Below are 17,779 nucleotides of genomic sequence, written 5' to 3' on the forward strand. Positions count from 1 at the left end.
CGCGATGGCCGAGATCGTGCTGGACAAGGTGAGCAAGCGGTACCCGGACGGCGCGCTGGCGGTGTCCGAGGTGAACATCGAGATCGCCGACGGCGAGTTCGTCATCCTGGTCGGGCCGTCGGGCTGCGGCAAGTCGACCACGCTCAACATGATCGCCGGGTTGGAGGACATCACCGGCGGCGAGCTGCGCATCGGCGGGCAGCGGATGAACGAGCGGGCGCCCAAGGACCGGGACATCGCCATGGTGTTCCAGTCCTACGCGCTCTACCCGCACATGACCGTGCGGGAGAACATGGCCTTTCCGCTGCGACTGGCCAAAATGGACAATGCGGCGGTGAAGGCCAAGGTGGAGGAGGCGGCGCAGATCCTCGACCTGACCGCGCACCTGGACCGCCGCCCGGCCAACCTGTCCGGCGGGCAACGCCAGCGGGTGGCGATGGGGCGGGCGATCGTCCGCAGCCCCAAGGCCTTCCTGATGGACGAGCCACTGTCCAATTTGGACGCCAAGCTGCGCGGGCAGATGCGCACCTCGGTGTCACGGCTGCAGAAACAGCTGGGCACCACCACGGTGTACGTCACGCACGACCAGACCGAGGCGATGACCCTCGGCGACCGGGTGGTGGTGTTGCGTGGCGGTGTCGTGCAACAGATCGGTGCCCCGCAGTTCCTCTACGACCACCCGGCGAACCTGTTCGTGGCCGGCTTCATCGGCGCCCCGTCGATGAACTTCCTGCCGGCGACACTCGAGAACGGCGCGCTGGCCACGCCGTTGGGCCAGGTCACGCTGACCGACCGGGTCCGGCGGGCGGCCGAGGCGGCCGCCGCGCCGCGTGACGTGATCATGGGCGTGCGGCCGGAGCACTTCGAGGACGCCGTCCTGGTCGACCCGGCGGCGCTGGCCCGCGGCACGACCTTCGACGCGCACGTGGAGGTGCTGGAGTCGATGGGCGCGGAGAAGTACGCCTACTTCTCCGTGGAAGGCGGCGAGGCGCACGCGAGTGACCTGGCCGACCTGGCGGCCGACGCGGGCTCCGCCGGTGTGCCGGACGCGGGCAGCCAGGTCGTCACGCGGCTGTCCGCGGCCTCGACCGTGGCCGAAGGGCAGCCGACGAAGTTCTGGTTCGACGCCGACCAGGTGCAGCTGTTCGACCCCACTTCTGGAGCAAACCTCACCTATATGGCCGATTAAGTGCCGCTGACCGGGGCTTTCCTCGAAGAGGAAAGCCCCGGTTGGCCGCTGATTTCCGATTGGTCCCGGTGCGACCATCGGGGTGGGGTGATCCACATGGCGATCGGTGACCGGGCCCGGCTGACGGACTGGCAGCTCACGGTGGAGGCCCGGGCCAGAAGGACCCGGGCCGACCTGGCCGAGCTGGACGGCAGCGCCGGCACGGAGCGGGAACGCCGCTCGGCGGCCGAGTCGCTGGCCGTGGTCGACCGAGTGCTGGAGCACCGTGAGCGCTGGTGGCGGCTGCCGGCGTCGTGGTGGTCGGGCTGGCACATCGAACGGGCGTGGCGGGCCCTGCACGAGGCCGAGGTCTGCACCGAGGCGGCGCTGCCGGACCTGGCCGGCCGGATGCCGAGCCTGCGCCAGCGGGTCGCGGCGTACCTGCCGGAGGACGACCTGCGCCGCCAGGCCCTCGACACGCTCCAGCCGGGACGCCCGGCCGGCACCGCTGACCGCGTGGTGGTGGTCGACGCGCTGCGGGCGGCCTTCGACGCCTCCGACGACGCCCACGCGGCGGCTCGGGCCCTGCGCAACAAGATGGTCGCCGCGGCGGTGCTGCTGTTCGTGGTGAACACGGCGTTGGGGCTGGTCGGCTTGCTGCGGCCGGAGTTCCTGCCGATGTGCGCCCACCTGCCCGAGGACCTGAAGATCCAGGCCTGCGCTACCGGGGCCAAGACGCCGGGGCCGCTGGACGTCTGGCTGGTACAGCTGCTCGGGGCGTTCGGGGCCATGGTCGCGGCGGTGGTCCTGCTGCTGCGGCGACGGCCGAGCCTGTCCCCGTACGTGCTGATCGGCTACCAGGCGATCATCAAGATGCTGCTCGGCTCGGCGCTGGCGGTGATCGGCGTGCTCGCGCTCAGCGCCGGCGTGGCCGAAGGGCTGACCTGCATCACGTCGCAGGCGGCGCTGCTGCTGTGGTCGGCGCTGCTGGGCTACTCGCAGCAGGTGGGTACCCGGCTGCTCGACAACTACGCGGACCGCGTGATGAACCACGTCCGTCCACTGCCGGAGGTATCACGCTGACCGTCGGGTGACTTGCGGGGAAAGCAAGGACTTTCGCGATGACCGCCGGCCGGTGACCGGCTAGCGTGCACGGTGTGCTGGCCAAGCTCTTCCGCGACATCTCCGCCTCGTGCCTGCCCGGCAGTCCGCTGACCCACGGGCTGCTCAACGCCGCCGCCGACGACCTGGACGCGGGCGGCGTCACCACACGCGTGATGGCCGGCTCGGAACGGGATCGCCCGGGCACCGTGCCGGGGCTGCGCTTTGCCGCCGCGCTGCATCACCTGGTGCTGGACGGCCGTGCGCCCGATCTGGCGGCGCTGTACCCGAGTGTCGGCGGCGAGCTGCGGCTGTCGGAGTTGTGGCCGGCGGCGGAGGCCGTGCTCAAGGAGCGCGAGGCCGAGGTGCGGCAGCTGGTGCGTGCGAATGCCGTGCAGACCAACGAACCCGGCCGCAACGGTCCGCTGTACGGCGGGCTGCTGGTGGCTTCGGAACGGGTCGGCGGATTGCCGGTGCGGCAGTTGGAGGTCGGCGCCAGCGGCGGCCTGAACCTGCGTCCGCACAAGGTCGCCTATCGGTTGGCCGACGGGACCGTGCTCGGGGATCCGGACAGCGCGCTGCAACTGGACCCGGAGTGGACGGGCCGGCCGCCGGCCGACCTGAGCCGACCCTCGTGCTGGACAGCCGCGCCGGCTGCGACACGCACCCGGTCGACGTGACGACAACGGCCGGCCAACTGCGCCTGTCCTCGTACGTCTGGGCGGACATGGTGGCCCGGATGCAGCGGCTGCGGGCGGCGATCCGCTTGGCACAGACCGATCCCGTGGCCGTGGAGCGGGCCGACGGCTCGGAGTGGCTGGAACGCCAGTTGGCCAAGCTGCCCGAGGGCGTGCTGACCGTGGTGTGGCATTCGGTGATGTGGCAGTACGCCTCGCCGGCGCAACGGGAACGGGGCCGCGCCGCCCTGGCCGACGCCGCGGCCAGGGCCTCCGAGAGCAGTCCGCTCGGGCTGCTCGTGTTCGAGCCGCGGCGGTCCAACGGAACCTTCGAGTTGCTGCTGAAGCTGTGGCCGCTGGGGCTTTCGGTGCGGTTGGGCCACGGCTGGGGCCACGGCCTGCCGTTCACCTGGGCCGAACAGCCGTGGAGCTGACCGTCCTCAGTGGACGATCAGTTCTGGCGGGCGATGATCAGGGTGATCGTGGCCAGCCACAGCAGGACCGCGGTCAGCACCCAGAACAGCGGGTTGGTCAGGATCTTGGACATGACGAGTCTCCGGTCGCTCGGAAGGGTGAGGGCTACAGCCAGCGGTTGCGACGGAGTATTCGGTAGAGCAGCAGGCAGCTCAGGATGATGACGCCGATGATGATCGGGTACCCGAAACGCCAGTGCAGTTCCGGCATGTCCTCGAAGTTCATGCCGTAGATGCCGGCGATCATGGTCGGCACCGAGATGATGGCGGCCCATGCGGTGATCTTGCGCATGTCCGTGTTCTGCTGGAGCGTGATCTTGGCCAGCGCGGCGTCGATCAGCGTGCTGAGCAGCTCGTCGAAGCTGGCGATGTGCTCGGACACCGTGGTCAGGTGGTCCTCGACGTCCCGGAAGTAGGAACGGACCTCCTCCGGCACCAGTGTGATGTAGCCCTCGGACAGCCGGCGCAGCGGCACCGCCAGCGGCATCACCGCGCGGCGCAGCTCGAGGACTTCCCGCTTCATCAGGTAGATCTGCTCGGAGTCGACGGCGGTGCGCGGTGCGAAGACCTGCACCTCCATCTCGTCGATGTCGTCCTCGATGGCCTCGGTCACCGCGAGGTAGGAGTCCACCGCCATGTCGGCGATGGCGTGCAGCACCGCGGACGGGCCCATGGACAGGCGCTCCGGGTCGTCCTCCAGCTGCCGGCGCAGCGTGCCGACGCCGGCGTGCTTGCCGTGCCGCACCGTGACCACGAAGTCCTTGCCCAGGAACACCATCAGCTCGCCGGTCTCGACGATCTCGTTGGCAGTGTCCGGTGAGTCGTGCTCGATGTAGTGCACGGTCTTGAGCACCATGAACAGCGTGTCGTCGTAGCGCTCCAGCTTGGGCCGCTGATGCGCCTGCACCGCGTCCTCCACGGCCAGCTCGTGCAGCCCGAACGTGTCGGCCACGCCCTGGATCTGCTCCTCGTCCGGCTCGTACAGGCCGATCCAGACGAAGCCCTCGCGGCGCTTGCGGACCTCGCGCACGGCGTCGGTGTGCGTCCAGCGCCCGGGCAGGCGCTTTCCGTCGATGTACACGCCGCAGTCGACGACGTACGCCGACAGGGGCACTGGGACGGGCGGCGCGACCCGCCCGTTGGTGCGGGCGGACCGACCGCGCAGACCGCTGAACGAGGGCAGGCTGGGCATACGGCCTCCAGTGATGGACGGTCCAACAAGAGCGAACGCGTCCAGGCCGGCCAGGCTTGCTACACGAAAGGCTGAACCTGGGCGGCGGGGACGCGGAACCTACTACTGGCACTGGACATCTGGCGTCCCTCACCTCCTAAGGTCGACAGCGGGAGCGGTGGAGTCGCTCACACACCGTTGCAGAGACTACTCCTCGCCGGGCCACACTGTCGTCCCCGGCCACCGAGGTCCGGGCCACACCTGGAGGTGGACGTGCAGTTCGGGCGTTATTTCGAGGAGTTCGAGGTCGGCGCGGTCTACAAGCACTGGCCGGGCAAAACGGTCACCGAGTACGACGACCACCTGTTCTGCCTGCTGACCATGAACCACCACCCGCTGCACATGGACGCGCACTACGCGGGCGAGACCACCGATTTCGGCAAGAACGTGGTGGTGGGCAACTACATCTACTCGCTGCTGCTGGGCATGTCGGTGCCGGACATCTCCGGCAAGGCCATCGCCAACCTGGAGGTCGAGTCGCTGCGGCACATCGCGCCGACCTTCCACGGCGACACCATCTACGGCGAGTCCGAGGTGTTGGACAAGACTCCGTCCAAGTCCAAGGACGACCGCGGCATCGTGTACGTCGAGACCCGCGGCTACAAGCAGGACGGGACGGTGGTGTGCGTGTACCGGCGCAAGGTCATGGTGCCCAAGCGCTCCTACGGCGACAGCCGTGGCGGCGAGCAGCCCGGCCGTCCCGAGCCGAAGCTGTAGTGCGGTGAAGGCGCGGGCCCGGCTCCGGGAGTTCGCCGAGGGGGACGCCGCCGCGGTGTCCCCGCTCTACCAGCTGCTGGCTTCCAACGCGGCCGAGGACGACGAGGTGGCGGCGCTGCTCGGCGACCGGGACCCCGAGCTGCTGCTGGCCGCGGTGCACCGGCTGGTGCAGGCCGAGCCGATCCATCCGCTGTCGGCCTACTACGCCACGCTCGGCGGCGCCTCCGGCCCGGACGACGGCACGTGGCCGCTGTGGCGGCAGTTCGTGCTGGAACGGGCCGACCGGGTCCGCGCGCTGGTGGCGGAGCGCTCCTTGCGTACGGACGACGTGCGCAGGGCCGCGCTGCTGTATCCGGCGGTGGCGCTGGCGGCCAAGCAGGCCCGTGGGCCGATCGCGCTGCTGACCGTCGGCTCGTGCGCCGGCTTCCTGCTGCTGATGGACAAGTTCGGCTACCGCTACCAGGTCGGCGCGGCCGGGCAGTTCGTCGCCGGCCCGACCAAGACGCCGCTCGGCCTGCACTGCGTGCTCGGCGGGGAGCCGCCGACGCTGCCCAAGAAGCTGGCGGTCAAGGCCAAGGTCGGGCTGGACGCGCATCCCATCGACGCCGACGACCCGGACGAGTTCGCCTGGCTGGAGGCCTGCGTGTGGGCCGACCAGCCGGAGCGGGTGCGTTCGCTGGGCGTGGCGGCGGCGATGCTGGCCAAGGAGGCGCCGGAGCTGGTGGCCGGCGACCCGGTGGACGGGCTGGCCGACGCGGCCGGTCGGCTGCCCGACGAGCTGCCGCTGGTCGTGGTGGACAGCGGGCTGCGGCTGGGCGAGCGGGCCGGCGAGTACGTGGCCGCGCTGGGCAAGCTGGCCGCCGGCCGGCCGTTGTGGTGGGCGAGCGACGAGCCGTACGAGTCGGGGCTGCACGTGCTGATGCCGGGACGCGTTGATCTTCCGGGTGAACCGGGGGAGGGGCTGCTCGGTGTGGTCCGATGGCTTGACGGGCAACCCCAGGCTCAGGCGCTGGCCCGGACCGGGCGGCACGGCCAGCGGCTGGAGTGGTTGCCACCGGCCGGGTGACACCCGCAGCGTGGTCGCCGTAGTCGATATTGGTGCTTTCGGGCAGTTCTTCCGGTGACCGCACACTCTCGCGCTGTTGATCATGTAGTGATCATCTGGGGAGGACGTTCCACGAGGTCAGGGCGGCGGCGAGACCCTCCGTGAGGAGGTTGCGGCGTTCGAGTGTGGCGAAGGTCTCGGCATCGACCCAGGCCGCGTCGGCCGCGTCGTCGCCCGGCCGGAGCGGTCCGGCTAATGCCTGGCAGGAGTAGTCATGGATGTCGAAAACGCCCACCGGAGCTGGACGGACCACCGTTCCGATCAGGTGACCGACGATGACTCTGAGTCCGGTTTCCTCCAGTAGCTCACGCTCGACCGCCCGCTCGTCGGACTCGCCGTGCTCCACTCGGCCGCCTGGGATGGACCACAAGCCCTGACCTGGCGGTTTGCCGCGCTTAACGAGCAAAAGTCGGCCCTGCGGGTCGTGTGCGATTCCGCCGACGCAGCGGGTACGCTGTGCGTCATCAGAGACCATGAACACGGAGCGTAGCGACTTTCCGCCCCGTGCGACGAGCGCTGACCCGAGCGCAGTACAAACCTCCCGAAGCGAACCTCGGTGCGGTACAACCTTGTGCAGCGAGGGTGTTGAAGGCTGCGGAAAGTACTTGGACGGGGTTGGTCGCCGTGAACCTGAAGAAGCTGCTGATCTGGGCCGGCGTTGCGCTGGTGCTCTTCTTCCTTGTGAGCGCCCCCACGCAGGCGGCCGGTCTGGTGCACAATGTGCTCGGCACACTTCGTGGTGGGGCCGAGGCGCTGATCAGTTTCGTGCAGAACCTGTTCTAGCACCCGGCGGGAGGAGAACGCGTACGTGTTCGCACCCAGGGATCCAGACGAGTATCTGCTCGGCACCGAGCGCAGGGTCATCCGGGTGCGTCGGCACTGGGCCACACTGCTCTGGGACATCTTCGAGGCGGCGGCGCTGCTGACGGGCGCGGTGCTGATCTCGCACCTGCTGCCGTCCGACGCGGCGGTCTTCCAGAACATCCTGTGGTACGCGGCGCTGCTGGTGCTGCTGCGGTTCGCCTACTTCGTCATCGAGTGGTGGGTCGAGCGGATCGTGGTCACCGACAAGCGCTTCATGATCACCAGCGGTGTGTTCGTGACCAAGGTGGCCATGATGCCGGTCACCAAGGTCACCGACCTGACCTACGAGCGAAGTCTCGGCGGCCGCATGTTCGGCTACGGGACCTTGATCGTGGAGTCGGCCGGCCAGATCCAGGCGCTCAACAAGATCGAGTACCTGCCCCGGCCGGAAGAGGTCTACGACGCCATCTCGGAACTGGTGTTCGGGGACAAGAAGGCCCAGGCCGAACGGTTCTCCATGATCAAGGCGCAACGCGCCGCCCGCGGCAAGAAGATGGTGCCGTGACAAGGCTTTAGGCAGAGGCCCCGATCCGTGATCGGGGCCTCTGTTTTTGCCCTAGGGTCGCGGCCATGCCCACCTCTCCGGCCGACCTCGACGCCGTGCGCGACTCCTACGACCGTGTGGCCGACAACTACGTCGAGATGCTCAAGAACGACGGCATGGGCGACATCCGGCGCCATCCCTGGCTGCTGGCCGCCCTGGACGTGTTCGCCGACGCGGTCCGCGGCCTCGGTCCCGTGCTCGACGTGGGTTGCGGGCCCGGCACCGTGACGGCCTACCTGGCCGAGCGCGGCGTGGACGTCTCCGGCGTCGACCTGTCGCCGCGCATGATCGAGCACGCCCGCCAGCTGCATCCCGAGTGCCGGTTCAGCGTCGGCTCGTCGACCGAGCTGGAGCTGGCCGAGGCCTCGTACGGCGGGCTGATGGGCTGGTGGTCGATGTTCAACCTGCCCCGTGAGGTGCTGGCCGAGGTGGTGGCCAACTACGCCAAGGCCCTGGTGCCCGGTGGCCAGTTCATCATCGGCACGCACGTCGGCGACGGCGAGGTCCAGCGGACCGAGTGCTACGGCGGCGTCCCGGTCAACTGGACCACGTACCGCTGGCAGCCCGACCAGCTCGCTGCCGTGATCGAGCAGACCGGCCTGAGCATCACCGCCGACCTCCGGCTGCCCCGCGACGAGTTCAGCGGGCCCGGCGTCATTCTGGTGGCCAAGCGGACGGGGTGACCGGGGTCGCAGGCAGTTGGCGCGGGCGTCAGCGAGACTGTGCGGGTGCCCATTGACCTGCATGCCCACACGTCCTGCTCCGACGGCACCGACTCGCCGACGGAGCTGATGGCGGCCGCGGCCGCCGCGGGCCTCGATGCCGTGGCGATCACGGACCACGACACGACGGCGGGCTGGGCGGAGGCGGCCGCGGCGGTGCCGCCGGGCATGCGGCTGATCCGGGGCGCGGAGCTGTCGTGCGAGTCGCCGGACGGGCGCGGCGGCACCTGCACGGTGCACCTGCTGGCCTACCTGTTCGACAGCGAGTCGTCCGCGCTGAAGGTCGAACAGAGCCGGCTGCGGGCGGAGCGCCGGGCCCGGCTGCGGCGGATGGCCGAGAAGATGGCGGCCGACGGCTTCGCCGTCGACCCCGACGACGTGATGGGCCGGCTGCCGGCGGACTCGCCCGGCGGCCGGCCCCACCTGGCCCAGGCTCTGATCCGGGCCGGCGTCGTCCGCACGGTCGACGAGGCGTTCGCCAAGTACCTCGGCACCGGCAGCCGGTACCACGCGCCCCGTACGGACACGCTGGTCGAGACGGCGATCGACATGATCGCCGACGCCGGCGGCGTGACGGTGCTGGCCCACCCGTTCGCCAGCTCGCGGGGCCCGATCGTGACGGCCTCGGTGATCGCCGACCTGGCCGACCGCGGCCTGTCCGGCATCGAGATCGACCACCCCGACCACGACCGGCCGACCCGGGACCGGCTGCGGGCGCTGGCCGCCGACCTGTCGCTGGTCGTCACCGGGTCGAGCGACTACCACGGCACGAACAAGGTCGTCAGGCTCGGACAGGAGACGACCGCGCCCGACATGCTGGACGCGCTCGTCGACAAGGCGAGCGGAAGCCAGGTGGTCACCGGGTGATCTTCAACGTCACGCTCTACCTCACGGCCACCATCACGCTGACCGTGATCATGGACCCGACCGGCAACATCCCGGTCTTCCTCAGCCTGGTCGGCCGGCGCAGCCGCGAGTCACGCAACAAGGCGGCGCGGCAAGGCGTGCTGGTGTCGCTGGGCGTGATCTCGGCCTTCGCCATCGGCGGCGAGGCCATCCTGTCCTACCTCGGCATCGGCATCCCGGCGCTGCAGGGCGCCGGCGGTTTACTGCTGTTGCTGATCGCGCTGGATCTGTTGACGGGCAAGGGCACCAGCCAGCCGGAGGCGGTCGAGGACGTCAACATCGCGCTGGTGCCGCTGGGCACGCCGCTGCTGGCCGGGCCCGGCGCCATCGCCGCGACGATCGTGTTCGTACGGCAGGCCAACGGACAGATCGCCAGCTACCTCGCATTGGCCGCGGCGATCCTGACCGTGCACCTGATCAACTACCTGGTGCTGCGGTACTCCGGCCTGGTCATCCGGCTGATCAAGGACAGCGGCATCGTGCTGGTGGCCAAGATCGCCGGTCTGCTGCTGGCGGCCATCGCGGTGCAGCTGGTGGCCGAGTCGGTGAAGGGGTTCATCAACGGCGCGGTGTGACCGCTACGGTGGGTTGGTGCCAGATCAGCTCGGACTGTTCGAGTCCATGCCGCCCAAGCTGGTGCGCGTCACGCCGGCCAAGCTCGCCACCTGGACGGACTGCCGACGCCGCTACCGGATGAACTACCTTGACCGGCCGACGCCGCCCAAGGCCGGCGGCTGGGCGCACAACACCCTCGGCGCGGTGGTGCACAACGCCCTGCGGGCGTTCTTCGACCTGCCGCTGGAGCGGCGAACACCCGAGCAGGCGGCGGCCCTGGTCACCCGCAACTGGAAGGGCGACGGCTTCCGCGACGTCGACCAGCAGGCGCTTTACCGTGACCGGGCAAGGGAGTGGGTCGCGCACTACGTCGAGGACACGGACGTGAGCGACGATCCGATCGGCCTCGAGCGCTGGGTTTCCGCGCCGGCCGGGCGAATCATCGCCGAGGGCCGGGTCGACCGGATCGACGTGCGCGACGGCGAACTGGTCATCGTGGACTACAAGACCGGCCGCCACGCGCTGTCCACCGACGACGCCCGTGGCTCGCAAGCCCTTGCCCTGTATGCGATCGCGGCCCGTCGCACGTTGCGCAAGCAGTGCCATCGGGTCGAGCTTCACCACCTGCCGACGCGCTCGGTGGCAGCATGGGAGCACACCGACGACTCGCTCGCCCGGCACGTCGCCCGCGCCGAGGAGAGCGCCGACGAACTGACGGTGGCCGGCGACACGTTGGCCGCGGGCGGCGATCCCGACATCCTGTTCCCACCGCAGCCGGGCCGGCAGTGCTCGTGGTGCGACTTCCGGCGCAGCTGCCCGGAGGGCGGCGCGGTGGCCGAGGAGCTCGAACCGTGGTCGATGCTCGCGCCGTAGGAGGTGACGTGACGGAAACGATGACCGAGCCGGCAAAGACGTATCGACGCAGCGTGCTGCGCGGCACCAGTGGTGCGGTCGCGGCGTGCGTGGTCCTGCTGTTCCTGGCCGTGCTGTCGTCGCAGATCTTCTTCCAGCTCCAGGGATATCCCGGTTTCGGCTGGGGCGCGGTCGCCGCGCACGCGCTGGCCGCGGCGATCGCCGTGCTGCTGCAACGGTTCGCCGACCGCCGTCGCGGCGGCGTCTCCGCCCTGGCCTCGCTGGCCGTAGTCCTCGACGCCGCCGTCACGTTATGGCTCTTCTGGTGGTCCTGAACCAGTTTTGACGCTTGGAAGGGGGCCTTCCTCCACTCCGAGTGCAGGAAGGCCCCTTCCAAACCTAGGGGGTGTCGGCCAGCCAGGCGCGCCAGGTGGGGAGGATGGTGGCGAGCAGGCCGTCGGGGTTCTCGGTGTTGGGGGAGTGCTTCGCGCCGGTGACCACGGCGAAGTCGGCGTCCAGACGATCGGCCATGTCCCGCTGCGAAGCCACCGACCACGCGTCGTCCTGCTCGCCGCAGATCACCAGGGCCGAGGAGCCGGCGGTGCGCAGCGCGGCGGCCAGCTTGGTCACCAGGTCCGGCTCGTAGCGCAGTCCGTCGGCCATGCCGAGCAGCCCGGCCGGCGCGGAGCGCAGGAACCGCTTGCGCCGGAACTCCTTGAGCTCGACCGGCATGTCGGCCCAGCCGGGATCCTCGGCCGCGCGAGACTCCAGCACCTGGTGCGCGGCCTCCACGCCGTGCTCACGCAGGATCGTCTCGCCGGAGTCCAGGGCACTGCGGCGGTCACCCGGCGGCAGCTCGGCCGGCCCGGAGTCCATCAGCGTCAACCCGGTCACCGGCGCGTGGGCCAGCACCGCGGCCCGCACCACCAGGCCGCCGTAGGAGTGGCCGAGCAGCAGCACCCGCCGCCCGTCGGCGGCGATCTTGGCCACCAGGTCGGCCAGCACGGTGCCCAGCGCCGTCGGCCGGTAGGACGACTCCTGGTCCGGGCCCGGCGACTCGTACTGGCCGGGCAGGTCGATGGCCAGCACCTCGATGCCGGCATCGGCGATCGGGTCGACCAGCGGTGCGAAGTCCTCCTTGGACCCGGTGTAGCCGGGCACCAGCAGCGCCGTCGCGCCGAGGTCCGTGCCGGCGGCGGGGCCCGCAGCGCGGCGATCGGTCCGTACCGACCGGGCAGGTCGACCCGGCCGGCGCGGTTGGGGGTCAGCTGGGACGGTGGCGCGGCACTCATGGCTGGGAGTCTGCCGCACCGCCGCCGTCGGCGTGTAGTACCGGATCAGCGCATCGCGACGAGCGTGTCGCCGCGCTGCTCCACCAGCACGTCGCCCAGCGTGGCCAGCCGCACCTGGCCCTGGTAGCCCTTGCGGTCCACCTTCACGTCCGGACCGCGGTTGCCGTTGGCCGGGTCGACCACGGCCAGCCCGCCCGGCACCGGCACCAGAACCCGGTCCGCGTAGACCGTTCCGGGCCCGAACGAGCCGTCGACGGTCCACAGTGGATCAAGGGTGGTGCCGGACAGCGCGATCGTCTTGCTGCCGGTGAACCAGGTGATCAGGCGGACCCCGACCGAGTTGGTCGTGCTCCAGCTGTTGGGCTCGCACGTGCCGTTCTGGTCCGGGGTCTGGATGCAGGTCAGCGCCACCGTCGGCTGGACAACCGAGTTCGGCACGGCGGCCAGGTCGACGCCGGCCAGCGGCACGGTCTCGACCTGGGAGCCCGTGCTGTTCCAGATCACCAGCCGGCTCGGGTTGGGCAGCGCGATGGCCGAACGCTGCTCGGTCAGCGCCACGATGCGGCCGCCGTCGCCTGGCACCTGCACGCTGAACAGCACGTTCGGCTTCTCGCCGTCGCCCTCGGTGCCGCCCGGACGCAGCAGGGTGAACCGGTTGTACTGCTCGTCGGGGCAGCGCTCGATCACGCCGAGCAGGTTCGGGCCGGCCATTTCCGAGCTGTACACGCAGTTCAGCCGGGGCTGCTTGTCGTGGTTCACCTGCGCGGTCACGGTGCCGTACTGCTGGGTCTGCACCAGGTCGGAGCGCCAGGTGTCGATGATCTTGGTGCCGCTGGTGGACAGGTAGGTGCTGTCGCCCATGAGCTGCGTGCCGAGCTCGGCGTCGCCGTTGCGCTGCGCGCCGCGCTTGCCGGTCACGCCGTCCAGCTCGGTGACCTCGGAGCAGTTGTGCGTCTTGTGGTAGACCGCGACGGCCTTGCCCCAGGCCGCGGTCACCGTGCACAGGTCGACGTTGCCGCGGTCGTAGCTCCAGCGCGAGGCCCCGGTCACCGGATCGTGCCCGGTCACGACGTGCTTGTCGCCGGTGACGACGGTCGGGCCGACGATCACCGGATCGGTGGTCGAGCCGCTGCGGGCCTGCCACAGCTGCTTGAACTCGGCCGGCACCTTGGCCGGCTTCGGCGGCACCGTGAGGCTGGTGTCGGCGTTGGTCACCGAGGTGGTGGCGGCGGCGTCGCTGTTGCGCCACCAGAAGGTGGCGACACCGGCCACGACCAGCACGATCAGCACGACCACGGCGTAGTCGCGCTTGCGTCGGAACCGCGTGCGCGGGGCCGCCGGCGCCGGTGGCTGGACGTGCTCGACGGACTCGTCGAGCACGTCTTCCTCGACCTCGGCGGCCACGGGTGCGCTCTGCTCGGGGCTCTCCACGGGCCTTAGTCTGCCGAACGCTCCGTGTCGCCCGTGTTGGCCTGGTCGCCCGCCGCCACATCGGCGCCGGCACGGCGACGGCGGCGCACCCGGCGCGGCCGGTCCGACTTGGCCGCGTCGTCGCTGCTGGCCTGCGGCTCGTCGGCCGGAGCCGCCTCGCCGCCCTGGGCGGCGACGCCACCGCGGGTGCGGGTACGGGTCCGCTTGCGGCGCGGCTTGGACTCGGTCTCCTCGCCGTCACCGCCGGCCTGAGCCTGGCCGGCCGGGCGCGACGCCGACGCGCCGGTACGGCCGCGGCGGCTGCGCGAACGCGACTTCTTGCCGCCGGACAGGTCCTCCTCGACCTCGGCGGCCAGGCCGGCGCGGGTGCGCTGGCTCAGCGGCAGCCGGCCGGTCACGTCGGTCGGCACGTCCAGGTCGGTGAACAGGTGGTCGGACGTCGAGTACGTCTCCACCGGCTCGGGGATGTTCAGGCCGAGCGCGTCCGAGATGGACTTCCAGCGCGGCTCCTCGTCCCAGTCGACCAGGGTGACGGCCACGCCCTCGCGGCCGGCCCGACCGGTGCGGCCGATCCGGTGCACGTAGGTCTTCTCGTCCTCGGGGCACTGGTAGTTGATGACATGCGTCACACCTTCGACGTCGATGCCGCGGGCGGCGACGTCGGTGGCGACCAGCACGTCGACCTTGCCGGAGCGGAACGCGCGCAGCGCCTGCTCACGCGCGCCCTGGCCCAGGTCACCGTGCACGGCCGCACTGGCGAAACCGCGCTCGACCAGGTCGTCGGAGATCTTCTGGGCGGTCCGCTTGGTCTTCGTGAAGATCATCGTCAGGCCGCGCTCGCGGGCCTGGAGCACGCGGGCGATCACCTCGCCCTTGTCCAGCGAGTGCGCCCGGTAGACGAACTGCTTGGTGCGCTCGTGGATGGCGCCGGCGTCGTTCTCCTCGGCCCGGATGTGCGTCGGCCTGGTGAGGAAGGTGCGGGCCAGCTTGATGATCGGACCGGGCATGGTCGCCGAGAACAGCATGGTCTGCCGCTCGTCCGGCACCATCCGCAGGATGCGCTCGATGTCGGGCAGGAAGCCCAGGTCGAGCATCTCGTCGGCCTCGTCGAGCACCAGGTTGCGGACCTTGCCCAGCACCAGGTGGCGCTGCTCGGCCAGGTCCAGCAGCCGGCCCGGCGTGCCGACGACCACGTCGACGCCCTTGCGCAGGGACGCGATCTGCGGCTCGTACGGGCGGCCGCCGTAAATGGCCTCGACGCGGACGCCGAGGTGCTTGCCGGCGTCGGTGATGTCGTGCGTGACCTGGAGGCACAGCTCGCGGGTCGGCACCACGACCAGCGCCTGCGGCACGCCGTCGGCCGGCGTGACGATGCGCTGGAGCAGCGGCACGCCGAAGCCGAGGGTCTTGCCGGTGCCGGTCCGCGCCTGGCCGATGACGTCATCGCCGGCCAGCGCGATCGGCAGCGTGAGCTCCTGGATCGCGAACGTGCGTTCGATACCGGCCTCGGCCAGCGCGCGCACGATCTCCTCGCGTACTCCCAGCTCGGAGAACTTCGGCGCCTCGGTGCGCACGGGGGCGCCGGCGGTGAGCGGATGGGACGTGTCGACCTCGGGCTGGCCGGCCTCGCTGTGCTCCAGCGTCACCGGATCGAGCCGGGTGTTGTTGCTGACGGTCAGAGTGATCGCCTCTCTCGTACCAGCGCGCACCGGCCTGGCTGGGCCGCTCGACCACGGCACGGGCGTTGTGTCTCGCCCGGCGGGCCGCGGGAGGGCCGACGAGGTTGTCGTGCGCGCACCCTGTTCCACATGGCGACTCAATCCGGCCGCCGTGCTCGTTCAACCCGGTCCCGGCGGTGGGACTCGTGGGGTCTGCCCAGGTCGCGCCGCCGCCATTACCAGGCGTCAGGCCCGGAGTCTACCTGCCCGGACGTGGTTTTGGCTCCTTCGGCGGCGGCTACGCTCTGCTGATATGAGCGAGGCGGACGAGGTTCTGGCTGACGGCGTCGCGGATCTGTTGGGGGTGTTGGCCTACGGCGAGCTGTCGGCCTTCGACCGGCTCGCCGAGGATGCGCGCAGCGCGCCGACGCTGGCCGGTCGGGCGGCGCTGTCCAGCATGGCGGCCGCCGAGATCGGCCACTACCAGCTGCTCGAGCGGTACCTGGGCGAGCACGGCGTGGCCATCGAGGACGCGATGGGGCCGTTCGCGGCCGCCTTCGACGCCTTCAACGCGTCCACCGCGCCCCGGTCGTGGCACGAATCACTGGTGAAGGCGTACGTCGGCGACGGGCTGGCCGCCGACTTCTACCGCGAGGTGGCCGGCTGGCTGGACGAGCCGACCCAGAAGCTGGTGCTCGAGGTGCTGGCCGACACCGGGCACTCGGCCTTCGCCGAGCGTGAGGTCAAGGCGGCCTGCGAGGCCGACCGCAAGGTCCGCGACCGGCTCACCCTGTGGGGCCGCCGGCTGCTCGGCGAGGCCCTCACCCAGGCTCAGCACGTGGCCGCCGAACGGGACGCGCTGGCCGAGCTGATCATCCGCGGCTCCGGCGACCTGGCCGGCATCGGCGCCCTGTTCAAGCGCCTCCAGCAGTCCCACACCAAGCGCATGTCCGCCCTAGGCCTCGGCTGATAACCCCCGCGAGTCCCGCTTAGCGTCACACCGAATTCCTGAATCCGTTTCACACGTTCGCCCTGATGCTGGGCGGGACTCGCGGGGTGTTCGCCACCGGCTTAGGGTCGGTGGGGCGGGGGCGTCCGTCGCTCTACTAGCCTGGTCGACGAGAGCATGTTCGGATCCGGAGGTCAGCGTGGAGATCAAGATCGGCGTCGTCGAGAGCGCACGGGAGCTCCTGGTCAACAGCGACCTGTCGCCGGACGAGGTCGAGGCGCTCGTCTCCGACACGTTCGCCGGCAAGCAGGCGGTGCTGAAGCTGGTCGACGACAAGGGCCGCCGCTTCGTCATCCCGTCGGGCCGGATCTCCTACGTCGAGATCGGCGCGTCCGACTCCCGCAAGGTCGGCTTCGCCTAGGTCGACCCACGACGAACGCCCCGGTCAGCATGGCTGACCGGGGCGTTGTCCTACGTGCTCAGTCGTGCGCCGGCACCGTCTCCACCGCGAACGGCGGCCGCGACGTGCCGGTGACCCGGTAGCGCTGCCACGGGTCGGGGTCGGACAGCGTGGCCGTCGCCTCGCCCTCGGGGGTGCGCAGCCGCAGCTCCTTGCGGCCGCCCTCGACCAGCTCGGTCACGGTCTGGTCGGCGTCGAGGCGTCCGTACCAGTGGTAGCGGCCGTCGATCGGCTGGAAGTAGCCGCGCAGCACCGCCCGGACCTTGACCTCGCGCTCGCCGTCCACGAGGACCGCGTCGCCGGTGTAGCCCTCATCCCCGTGCTCGTCGGTCATCCCCGGTCTCTCCCTGTGTCTTGGCCGGCACCAGTCGCAGCGCCGGGCTGGGCTCCAGGCTCAGCGGCATCTGCGGGTCGACGACGATGCCGCCGGAGCGCAGCAGGCCGTCGACCGCGAACCAGATGATCTTCGTCAGGTAGTCGCTCAGGCTCTGCCTGGTCATGGACTGGCGCTCCAGCCACCAGTCGCCCGCGCTCTGCACCATGCCCACCGCCGCGTGCGCCCACGGCTCGGCGCCGCCGGAGTCCATGTCGAACGCCCGCAGGTAGTCGCCGAGCAGGCGGGCCAGCGTGTTGGCGATGATCCGCTTGTCCTCGGTGGCGATGTCCGTCTCGACCGGCTTGTCGGTGAACGAGCGGCGGACCACGAAGTGGTAGAGCTCCGGGAACTCCTCGATGGTGGCCAGGTAGGAGTCGACCGCGCGGTAGATCCGCTCGTACGGCGTGCCCTCGTCGACCAGTGCCGGCTTGAGCCGGTTCATCAGCAGGTCGGTGCCGCGCTGGCCGACGGCGAGGTACAGGTCGGACTTGTCGGCGAAGTGCCGGTACAGCACGGGTTTCGTGACGCCGGCCTCGGCCGCGATCTCGTCCATGCCGACCTCGGGGCCGTGCTTGGTGAGCGCCCGGATGGTGGCGTCGACGAACTCCTCGCGCCGGGCCTCGCGGTGCGCCCGCCACCGTTCGCGGCGTGCGTCCCCGCCGTCCGGAGACCTCTTGACAGCTCGACCCATGTGACCC

At 70.6% G+C, this 17,779-nt stretch carries 22 protein-coding genes; 15 read left to right on the forward strand and 7 right to left on the reverse strand.

The genetic code is table 11. From position 1 onward, the window contains the following. Nucleotides 1-4 precede the first annotated feature (4 nt). The 4 genes from M3Q35_RS39500 to M3Q35_RS39515 all read left to right on the forward strand — a co-directional run bounded on the left by M3Q35_RS39500 (nucleotide 5) and on the right by M3Q35_RS39515 (nucleotide 3,380). A complete protein-coding gene (locus M3Q35_RS39500) occupies nucleotides 5-1,189 on the forward strand; it encodes an ABC transporter ATP-binding protein (RefSeq protein ID WP_273937671.1) in 1,185 nt (394 codons plus the stop codon). Nucleotides 1,190-1,285: 96 nt separating this feature from the next. After that, entirely contained in the window at nucleotides 1,286-2,251 is a 966-nt protein-coding gene (locus tag M3Q35_RS39505; protein ID WP_273937672.1) for a hypothetical protein, read from the forward strand. Between the two features lie 74 nt (nucleotides 2,252-2,325). After that, nucleotides 2,326-2,949 (forward strand): DUF2332 domain-containing protein, encoded by a 624-nt coding sequence (locus M3Q35_RS39510; RefSeq protein ID WP_273937674.1) that lies wholly within the window; start codon nucleotides 2,326-2,328, stop codon nucleotides 2,947-2,949. Then, nucleotides 2,904-3,380: a DUF2332 family protein gene (locus M3Q35_RS39515; protein ID WP_273937675.1), complete on the forward strand. Its 477-nt coding sequence runs from the start codon at nucleotides 2,904-2,906 to the stop codon at nucleotides 3,378-3,380. Before M3Q35_RS39510 ends, M3Q35_RS39515 begins: the two co-directional genes overlap by 46 nt. Nucleotides 3,381-3,525: 145 nt before the next feature. Here M3Q35_RS39515 and corA read toward each other — a convergent pair whose 3' ends face one another. Then, on the reverse strand, nucleotides 3,526-4,611 hold the full coding sequence (corA, locus tag M3Q35_RS39520) for a magnesium/cobalt transporter CorA (protein WP_273937676.1): 1,086 nt from the start codon (nucleotides 4,609-4,611) through the stop codon (nucleotides 3,526-3,528). 252 nt (nucleotides 4,612-4,863) lie between these two features. Between corA and M3Q35_RS39525 the strand changes: the two genes are divergently transcribed. Both M3Q35_RS39525 and M3Q35_RS39530 read left to right on the forward strand, forming a co-directional pair. Continuing rightward, nucleotides 4,864-5,367, forward strand: coding sequence for a MaoC family dehydratase (locus tag M3Q35_RS39525; RefSeq protein ID WP_043730176.1), 504 nt, complete (start codon nucleotides 4,864-4,866; stop codon nucleotides 5,365-5,367). Nucleotides 5,368-5,371: 4 nt separating this feature from the next. Next, entirely contained in the window at nucleotides 5,372-6,433 is a 1,062-nt protein-coding gene (locus tag M3Q35_RS39530; protein WP_273937678.1) for a DUF2332 domain-containing protein, read from the forward strand. Nucleotides 6,434-6,524: 91 nt separating this feature from the next. Here the strand turns inward: M3Q35_RS39530 and M3Q35_RS39535 are convergent, their stop codons facing one another. Further along, nucleotides 6,525-6,947, reverse strand: a complete 423-nt coding sequence (locus M3Q35_RS39535) for an NUDIX hydrolase (protein ID WP_273937679.1) — start codon at nucleotides 6,945-6,947, stop codon at nucleotides 6,525-6,527. 149 nt (nucleotides 6,948-7,096) lie between these two features. Here M3Q35_RS39535 and M3Q35_RS39540 point away from each other — a divergent pair, with 149 nt between their 5' ends. The 7 genes from M3Q35_RS39540 (at nucleotide 7,097) to M3Q35_RS39570 (ending at nucleotide 11,250) form a co-directional block, all read left to right on the forward strand. After that, nucleotides 7,097-7,255 carry a hypothetical protein gene (locus M3Q35_RS39540; RefSeq protein ID WP_273937680.1) on the forward strand — a complete coding sequence of 53 codons (159 nt, stop codon included), beginning with the start codon at nucleotides 7,097-7,099 and terminating at the stop codon, nucleotides 7,253-7,255. A gap of 25 nt (nucleotides 7,256-7,280) precedes the next feature. Further along, nucleotides 7,281-7,841, forward strand: coding sequence for a PH domain-containing protein (locus M3Q35_RS39545; protein ID WP_273937681.1), 561 nt, complete (start codon nucleotides 7,281-7,283; stop codon nucleotides 7,839-7,841). A 65-nt stretch (nucleotides 7,842-7,906) separates the two neighbouring features. Beyond that, on the forward strand, nucleotides 7,907-8,563 hold the full coding sequence (locus M3Q35_RS39550) for a class I SAM-dependent DNA methyltransferase (protein ID WP_273937682.1): 657 nt from the start codon (nucleotides 7,907-7,909) through the stop codon (nucleotides 8,561-8,563). Between the two features lie 45 nt (nucleotides 8,564-8,608). After that, complete coding sequence (locus tag M3Q35_RS39555; protein WP_273937683.1) at nucleotides 8,609-9,469, forward strand: PHP domain-containing protein; 861 nt, start codon at nucleotides 8,609-8,611, stop codon at nucleotides 9,467-9,469. Continuing rightward, a complete protein-coding gene (locus M3Q35_RS39560; protein WP_273937684.1) occupies nucleotides 9,466-10,083 on the forward strand; it encodes a MarC family protein in 618 nt (205 codons plus the stop codon). The genes M3Q35_RS39555 and M3Q35_RS39560 overlap by 4 nt, the downstream gene beginning before the upstream one ends. A 16-nt stretch (nucleotides 10,084-10,099) precedes the next feature. Next, nucleotides 10,100-10,936 (forward strand): RecB family exonuclease, encoded by an 837-nt coding sequence (locus tag M3Q35_RS39565; RefSeq protein WP_379794510.1) that lies wholly within the window; start codon nucleotides 10,100-10,102, stop codon nucleotides 10,934-10,936. Between the two features lie 8 nt (nucleotides 10,937-10,944). After that, on the forward strand, nucleotides 10,945-11,250 hold the full coding sequence (locus M3Q35_RS39570; RefSeq protein WP_273937685.1) for a hypothetical protein: 306 nt from the start codon (nucleotides 10,945-10,947) through the stop codon (nucleotides 11,248-11,250). Nucleotides 11,251-11,314: 64 nt separating this feature from the next. Here M3Q35_RS39570 and M3Q35_RS39575 read toward each other — a convergent pair whose 3' ends face one another. The 3 genes from M3Q35_RS39575 to M3Q35_RS39585 all read right to left on the reverse strand — a co-directional run bounded on the left by M3Q35_RS39575 (nucleotide 11,315) and on the right by M3Q35_RS39585 (nucleotide 15,347). Next, on the reverse strand, nucleotides 11,315-12,076 hold the full coding sequence (locus M3Q35_RS39575) for an alpha/beta fold hydrolase (protein WP_337960522.1): 762 nt from the start codon (nucleotides 12,074-12,076) through the stop codon (nucleotides 11,315-11,317). A gap of 176 nt (nucleotides 12,077-12,252) precedes the next feature. Further along, nucleotides 12,253-13,638 carry an Rv3212 family protein gene (locus tag M3Q35_RS39580; RefSeq protein ID WP_273937686.1) on the reverse strand — a complete coding sequence of 462 codons (1,386 nt, stop codon included), beginning with the start codon at nucleotides 13,636-13,638 and terminating at the stop codon, nucleotides 12,253-12,255. 5 nt (nucleotides 13,639-13,643) lie between these two features. After that, nucleotides 13,644-15,347, reverse strand: coding sequence for a DEAD/DEAH box helicase (locus M3Q35_RS39585; RefSeq protein WP_273937687.1), 1,704 nt, complete (start codon nucleotides 15,345-15,347; stop codon nucleotides 13,644-13,646). A 262-nt stretch (nucleotides 15,348-15,609) separates the two neighbouring features. On the opposite strand from M3Q35_RS39585, the gene M3Q35_RS39590 reads away from it, so the two are divergent. After that, a complete protein-coding gene (locus M3Q35_RS39590; RefSeq protein ID WP_273937688.1) occupies nucleotides 15,610-16,266 on the forward strand; it encodes a ferritin-like fold-containing protein in 657 nt (218 codons plus the stop codon). A gap of 178 nt (nucleotides 16,267-16,444) precedes the next feature. After that, on the forward strand, nucleotides 16,445-16,666 hold the full coding sequence (locus M3Q35_RS39595) for a DUF3107 domain-containing protein (protein WP_273937689.1): 222 nt from the start codon (nucleotides 16,445-16,447) through the stop codon (nucleotides 16,664-16,666). 58 nt (nucleotides 16,667-16,724) lie between these two features. Here M3Q35_RS39595 and M3Q35_RS39600 read toward each other — a convergent pair whose 3' ends face one another. Both M3Q35_RS39600 and M3Q35_RS39605 read right to left on the reverse strand, forming a co-directional pair. After that, complete coding sequence (locus M3Q35_RS39600) at nucleotides 16,725-17,039, reverse strand: DUF4873 domain-containing protein (protein ID WP_273937690.1); 315 nt, start codon at nucleotides 17,037-17,039, stop codon at nucleotides 16,725-16,727. Further along, nucleotides 17,017-17,772, reverse strand: coding sequence for a TetR/AcrR family transcriptional regulator (locus tag M3Q35_RS39605; protein ID WP_273937691.1), 756 nt, complete (start codon nucleotides 17,770-17,772; stop codon nucleotides 17,017-17,019). Before M3Q35_RS39605 ends, M3Q35_RS39600 begins: the two co-directional genes overlap by 23 nt. Nucleotides 17,773-17,779 lie beyond the last annotated feature (7 nt).

Source organism: Kutzneria chonburiensis, from assembly GCF_028622115.1.
Classification (GTDB): domain Bacteria; phylum Actinomycetota; class Actinomycetes; order Mycobacteriales; family Pseudonocardiaceae; genus Kutzneria; species Kutzneria chonburiensis.